Consider the following 7079-nt stretch of genomic DNA (forward strand, 5'->3'; position numbering starts at 1 on the left):
ATCAGTTCATGTCCGAGCGCGTCATCTTGGCGTATTCCGGCGGTTTGGACACCTCGGTGGCGATCAGCTGGATCGGCAAGGAGACCGGCCGGGAGGTTGTCGCCGTCGCTATCGATCTGGGCCAGGGCGGTGAGGACATGGAGGTGGTGCGCCAGCGGGCGCTGGACTGCGGCGCCGTGGAAGCCGTTGTCGTCGACGCCCGCGACGAGTTCGCCGACAGTTACTGTCTGCCCACCATCTTGTCCAACGGTCTCTACATGGATCGCTATCCGCTGGTATCGGCGATTAGCCGGCCGCTCATTGCCAAACATCTGGTCGCGGCGGCCCGCGAGCACGGCGGAAGCATCGTCGCGCACGGCTGCACCGGTAAAGGCAACGACCAGGTTCGATTTGAAGTTGGATTCGCCTCGCTGGCACCGGATCTGGAGGTGCTCGCGCCCGTCCGTGACTATGCGTGGACTCGGGAAAAGGCCATCGCTTTCGCCGAAGAGAACGCCATCCCGATCAACGTTTCCAAACGCTCACCGTTCTCCATCGACCAGAACGTGTGGGGCCGAGCGGTGGAAACTGGCTTTCTGGAGCACCTGTGGAATGCGCCGACCAAGGACATCTACGCCTACACCGAAGATCCCACCGTCAACTGGAACACCCCCGATGAGGTGATCATCGGATTCGAGCGTGGCCTACCGGTGTCGATCGATAGCAGGCCGGTGTCGGTGCTGCAGGCGATCGAGGAACTCAACAGCCGTGGCGGCGCGCAAGGTGTCGGCCGTCTCGACGTGGTCGAAGACCGGTTGGTCGGCATCAAGAGCCGCGAAATCTACGAGGCGCCGGGGGCGATGGTACTGATTACCGCGCACACCGAACTCGAGCACGTCACGCTCGAGCGCGAGCTGGCGCGGTTCAAGCGGCACACCGACCAACGTTGGGCGGAACTGGTTTACGACGGGTTGTGGTACTCACCGTTGAAGACGGCGCTGGAGGCATTCGTCGCCAAGACCCAGGAACATGTGTCCGGCGAAATCCGGATGGTGTTGCACGGCGGCCACATTGCTGTCAACGGCCGGCGCAGCACCGAATCCCTCTACGACTTCAACCTGGCGACCTACGACGAGGGGGACAGCTTCGACCAGTCCGCTGCCAAGGGCTTCGTGTATGTGCACGGGCTGTCGTCGAAAATCGCCGCGCGCCGGGACGCGGCTGCCGATCAAACATGACCACCAACGAAGGATCGCTGTGGGGTGGGAGGTTCACCGACGGCCCGTCCGATGCGCTGACGGCGTTGAGCAGATCCACCCACTTCGACTGGGTGCTGGCGCCCTACGACATCACCGCGTCCAGGGCGCACACCGTGGTGCTGTTCCACGCCGGGTTGCTCACCGACGAGCAGCGTGATGGGCTACTGGCCGGGCTGGACAGCCTCGCCGAGGACGTTGGTGACGGCAGCTTTGTCCCGCTGCCCATTGACGAGGACGTGCACGCCGCGCTGGAACGCGGGCTGATCGACCGGGTCGGGCCCGACCTGGGCGGTCGGCTGCGGGCCGGCCGTTCACGAAATGATCAGGTGGCCACCCTATTTCGGATGTGGCTGCGTGACGCGATACGGCGAGTGGCCGCCGGTGCGCTCGACCTCGTCGGCGCACTGGTCGCCCAGGCCGCCGCTCACCCGAGCGCCATCATGCCAGGCAAGACACACCTGCAGTCCGCGCAGCCGATCCTGCTGGCACATCATCTACTTGCGCACGCCCACCCGCTACTGCGTGACGTCGACCGGATCGTCGACCTGGACAAGCGCACCGCGGTGTCACCCTATGGCTCAGGAGCGTTGGCCGGGTCGTCGTTGGGACTTGACCCGGACGCGATCGCCGCACAGCTCGGCTTCGCAACTGCAGCCGACAACTCTATCGACGCCACTGCGGCAAGGGACTTCGCCGCAGAAGCGGCGTTTGTTTTCGCGATGATCGGCGTCGACCTATCGAGGCTTGCCGAGGACATCATCCTTTGGAGTTCAACCGAATTCAGCTATGTCACCTTGCACGACTCGTGGTCGACCGGCAGCTCGATCATGCCGCAGAAGAAGAACCCCGACATCGCTGAGCTGGCTCGCGGCAAATCCGGTCGGTTGATCGGAAACGTCGCCGGGCTGCTGGCGACGCTGAAGGCGCAGCCGCTGGCCTACAACCGGGACCTGCAAGAGGACAAAGAGCCGGTGTTCGACTCGGTGGCGCAATTGGAGCTGCTGCTGCCCGCGATGGCCGGACTGGTGAGCAGCCTGACGTTTGACACCGAGCGAATGGCAGCGCTGGCCCCGGTTGGTTACACCCTGGCCACGGATATCGCCGAATGGCTGGTGCGCCAAGGTGTCCCGTTCCGGGACGCCCATGAGTCGGCGGGGGCGGCGGTGCGGGTCGCCGAGCAGCGCGGGGTCGGGCTGGACGAGCTAACCGACGACGAGCTGGTTGCCGTCAGCAGCGACTTGACTCCCGAGGTCCGTGAAGTGCTCACTATCGAGGGTTCGGTGTCGGCACGCGACGCGCGCGGCGGCACCGCGCCGGCCCGGGTCGCCGCGCAGCTCGATACGGTTCGTGCCGCCGCCCAACGACTTCGGCAGCAGCTGAGCCGCTGAGCCCTGCGCCAACCTCACTCGACGACTTCGGAGAGTTCCAGCCAACGGTTCTCTAGCCCGGCGACGTCGTCTTCAAGGTCGCGCAACTCCTGGGTAAGCCGGGTGACGCCGACGTGGTCGGATTGGTCATGCTCGGCGAGTTCCTGGTGCTTGGCCACGATCTGGTCTGCCAGCCGCACCAGCCTGCGGTCGATTGCAGCGATCTCCTTCTGCGCGGCGCGCAATTCCGCACCCGACATTGCCTGCGGCTCAGCGTTGCTGGGCGCCGGCGGCGCCGCTACCGGGACTGCGGTCGGTTGCGCGGCCAGCCTCAGGTATTCGTCGACACCACCGGGCAGATGCCGCAGGCGGCCATCCAGGATTGCGTATTGCTGGTCGGTGACACGCTCCAGCAGGTAGCGGTCGTGGGAGACGACGATCAACGTGCCCGGCCAGGAGTCGAGCAGGTCTTCGGTGGCGGCCAGCATGTCGGTGTCCACGTCGTTGGTGGGTTCGTCGAGCAGCAGCACATTGGGCTCTGCCAGCAGCGTGAGCATCAGCTGCAGCCGACGGCGTTGCCCGCCGGAGAGCTCACCGACGCGCGCCGAAAGCTGCTCGCCGGCAAATCCGAGCCGCTCCAACAACTGCGCCGGAGTCATGTCGCGGCCGTCGACGTGATAGCCGCTGCGCAGCCGGCCCAGCACGTCAGCGACCCGCTCGCCGGCCAGCGGCGCCAGCTCATCGCCTCGTTGGTCGAGGATTGCTGACTGAACAGTCTTGCCGCGCTTGACTTTCCCGCTGTCGGGTTGCACTGCGCCGGTGATCAGTCCGAGCAGGGTGGACTTGCCGGCGCCATTAGCGCCGACGATGCCGGTGCGTTCACCGGGGCCGATTCGCCACTCGACATCGCGCAGCACCGGATGGCCGTCGAACGAGACCGATACGTCAAGCAGGTCTACGACATCCTTGCCCAGCCGCGCGGTGGCAAGTTTTGCCAACTCGACGGTGTTGCGCAGCGGCGGCACGTCGGCAATCAGCTGGTTGGCCGCATCGATTCGGAACTTTGGTTTCGACGTGCGCGCCGGTGGGCCGCGGCGAAGCCAGGCCAGCTCCTTGCGCATCAGGTTCTGCCGCTTGGCCTCGGCGACGGCGGTCCGCCGGTCCCGCTCGACTCGCTGCAACACATAGGCGGCGTAGCCGCCGTCGAACGGTTCGACGATTCGGTCGTGCACTTCCCACGTCGTGGTCGCCACCTCGTCGAGGAACCACCGGTCGTGGGTCACCATGAGCAGTCCGCCGGTATTACGGGCCCAGCGTTGGCGCAAGTGACCCGCCAGCCAGGTGATGCCTTCGATGTCGAGGTGGTTGGTCGGCTCGTCCAGCGCGATGACATCCCAATCGCCGACCAGCAGCGCGGCCAGCTGAACACGTCGCCGCTGGCCACCGCTGAGCGTGCCGATCGTCGCGTCCCAGGCGAGGTCGGCGACCAGTCCGCCGACCACGTCGCGGATCCGCGGATTACCGGCCCACTCGTGCTCGGGCCGGTCGCCGACCAGTGTCCATCCCACCGTGCTGCCCGAGTCCAGGGTGTCCGCCTGGCTCAGCGCGCCGGCCCGTAGTCCGGTGCGCTGGGTGACCCGTCCGGCGTCCGGGCGCACCCAACCGGTGAGCAAACCCAGCAAACTGGATTTGCCGTCTCCGTTTCGTCCCACGATGCCGATGCGGTCGCCGTCGCTGACCCCCACGGTCAGCGACTCGAAGACGACCTGAGTCGGATACTCCAGGTGCACCGCCTCGGCTCCCAGCAGGTGTGCCACGGCCCCGAGGCTAGTTGGCGGGACAGACTAGGCTGGCGAACGCACTGGCACCGTGACCAAAGCTGCAGGCACACCCCTTGCGATGTGCCATGATGTGCAGGCTGTCAGGCCCACACGCAGCACAGGATCGTCTCAGTTGGTAGGGAGCGGCGGCATGGATCTGAACCTTTCAGCGGTCACGCGACCGGTTGAGCGTCTGGTGGCGACAGCACAGAACGGCCTGGAAGTTCTGCGGCTCGGCGGCCTGGAAACCGGCAACTCCCCGTCGCCGTCTCAGGTCGTGGAGAGCGTGCCCATGTACAAGCTTCGGCGGTACTTCCCGCCGGACAGTCGGCCGGGGCACCCGCAGGCGGGGCCGCCGGTGCTGCTGGTGCACCCGATGATGATGTCGGCGAACATGTGGGATGTCACCCGCGAGGAGGGCGCGGTCGGCATCCTGCACGCCGCCGGGCTGGATCCCTGGGTCATCGACTTCGGCTCACCCGATCAGGTCGAGGGCGGCATGCGCCGGAATCTGGCCGACCACATCGTCGCGCTGAGCGAGGCACTCGACGCGATGACGGAAGTCACCGGTCAGGATGTGCACCTGGTCGGCTATTCGCAGGGCGGGATGTTCTGCTACCAGGCGGCTGCCTACCGACGCTCGAAAAGCATCGCCAGCATTGTGACATTCGGCTCACCGGTGGACACCCTGGCAGCGCTCCCGATGGGGCTTCCGCCCAACTGGGCCCCCGGTGTCGCGAATTTCATGGCCGACCATGTCTTTAATCGGCTGGATATCCCAAGTTGGTTGGCGCGCACCGGCTTTCAGATGCTCGATCCGCTCAAGACTGCCAAAGCGCGGATCGATTTCGTGCGCCAACTGCACGATCGCGAGGCGCTGCTGCCAAGGGAAGCTCAGCGCAGATTCCTGGAGTCGGAAGGCTGGATCGCCTGGTCTGGCCCGGCGATCTCCGAGCTACTCAAGCAGTTCGTCGCGCATAACCGGATGATGACCGGCGGTTTCGCCATCAACGGTCAACTGGTGACGCTGACCGATATCACTTGTCCGGTACTGGCTTTCATCGGCGAGGTTGACGACATCGGTCAGCCGGCCGCGGTGCGCGGCATCCGGCGTGCCGCGCCCAATGCCGAGATATACGAGTACTCGCTGCGCACGGGTCACTTCGGGCTGGTGGTCGGATCCAAAGCGGCACAGCAGAGTTGGCCAACCGTCGCCGATTGGGTGCTGTGGATTTCCGGGCATGGTGACAAGCCCACCGACATCTTCCCGATGGCCGACCAGCCCACCGAGCACGCTGACCGCGGCGTCGCGTTCAGCTCCCGGCTGGCGCACGGCCTGGGTGAGGCAGGGGAGGTGGCGCTGACACTCGCCCGCGGCGCGGCCGACGCCGTCGTCGCAGCGAATAAGTCCATGCGCACATTGGCCGTCGAGACCGTCCGAACCTTGCCCCGGCTGGCCCGACTGGGTCAGATCAACGACCACACCCGGATCTCGCTCGGCCGGATCATCGGCGAACAAGCTAACGATGCTCCGAACGGCGAATTCCTGCTCTTCGACGGACGCGTGCACACCTACGAGGCGGTCAACCGGCGCATTGACAACGTTGTGCGCGGCCTCATCGAGGTCGGGGTGCGCCAAGGCGAGCACGTCGGCGTGCTGATGGAGACTCGGCCAAGCGCGCTGGTGGCCATCGCCGCGCTGTCGCGGTTGGGCGCCGTCGCGGTGCTGTTGAAGCCCGACGTCGACTTGGCCGCTGCGGTCCGGCTCGGGGGAGTGACCGAGATCATCACCGACCCGACCAACCTCGAGACCGCGCGGCAATTGCCCGGACAGATTCTGGTTCTCGGCGGTGGTGAGTCCAGGGATCTGCATCTGCCCGATGACGCCGGTGTCATCGACATGGAACACATCGACCCCGATGCCGTCGAGCTCCCGGCGTGGTATCGGGCCAACCCCGGGTATGCGCGGGATCTGGCGTTCATCGGGTTCAACACCGCGGGCGGACAGCTCGTCGCCAAGCAGATCACCAACTACCGCTGGGCGCTGTCGGCGTTCGGCACCGCGTCCGCTGCCAACCTCAGCCGCGCCGACACCGTCTACTGCCTCACCCCGCTGCATCACCAGTCCGGGCTGCTGGTGAGCCTCGGCGGCGCAGTCGTCGGCGGATCCCGCATCGCGCTGTCGCGGGGGCTACGGCCGGACCGGTTCCTGCAGGAGATCCGCCAATACGGCGTGACGGTGGTGTCATACACCTGGGCGATGCTGCGTGAGGTCATCGACGACCCGGCGTTCTCGCTGACCGGCAGCCACCCCGTGCGGCTGTTCATCGGATCCGGCATGCCGACCGGCCTGTGGAAGCGCGTCGTCGAGGTGTTCGAGCCTGCCCATGTGGTGGAGTTCTTCGCCACCACAGACGGGCAGGCGGTGCTGGCCAACGTGTCCGGCGCCAAGATCGGCAGCAAGGGCCGGCCGCTGCCGGGAGCGGGACGCGTCGAGCTGGGCGCCTACGACGCCGAGCATGATCTGATCCTGGAGAACGAAAGCGGGCTGGTCCGCGTCCCAGACGCCAATGAAGTCGGCGTGTTGCTCGCCGAGCCGCGCGGACCGATCGACCCGACTGCGTCGGTCAAGCGCGGTGTCTTCGGTCCCGCGG

The 7079-nt window shown here is 66.3% G+C and carries 4 protein-coding genes; 3 read left to right on the plus strand and 1 reads right to left on the minus strand.

Annotated features, from left to right (window positions below):
* Window positions 1-8: 8 nt before the first annotated feature.
* The gene (locus WAN71_RS20800) at window positions 9-1217 is read left to right on the plus strand and encodes an argininosuccinate synthase (RefSeq protein ID WP_422227144.1); all 1209 of its coding nucleotides are present in this window, start codon (window positions 9-11) and stop codon (window positions 1215-1217) included.
* A complete protein-coding gene (gene argH, locus WAN71_RS20805; RefSeq protein WP_422227141.1) occupies window positions 1214-2626 on the plus strand; it encodes an argininosuccinate lyase in 1413 nt (470 codons plus the stop codon). Before WAN71_RS20800 ends, argH begins: the two co-directional genes overlap by 4 nt.
* A gap of 14 nt (window positions 2627-2640) precedes the next feature.
* Here the strand turns inward: argH and WAN71_RS20810 are convergent, their stop codons facing one another.
* The gene (locus tag WAN71_RS20810; RefSeq protein WP_422227142.1) at window positions 2641-4422 is read right to left on the minus strand and encodes an ABC-F family ATP-binding cassette domain-containing protein; all 1782 of its coding nucleotides are present in this window, start codon (window positions 4420-4422) and stop codon (window positions 2641-2643) included.
* 154 nt (window positions 4423-4576) lie between these two features.
* Between WAN71_RS20810 and WAN71_RS20815 the strand changes: the two genes are divergently transcribed.
* The coding region (locus WAN71_RS20815) for an acyl-CoA synthetase (RefSeq protein ID WP_422227143.1) at window positions 4577-7079 on the plus strand (2503 nt) is incomplete at its 3' end.

Origin of the sequence: Mycobacterium sp. (genome assembly GCF_049280035.1) — a bacterium.
In the GTDB taxonomy this organism is placed as follows: Bacteria; Actinomycetota; Actinomycetes; order Mycobacteriales; family Mycobacteriaceae; genus Mycobacterium.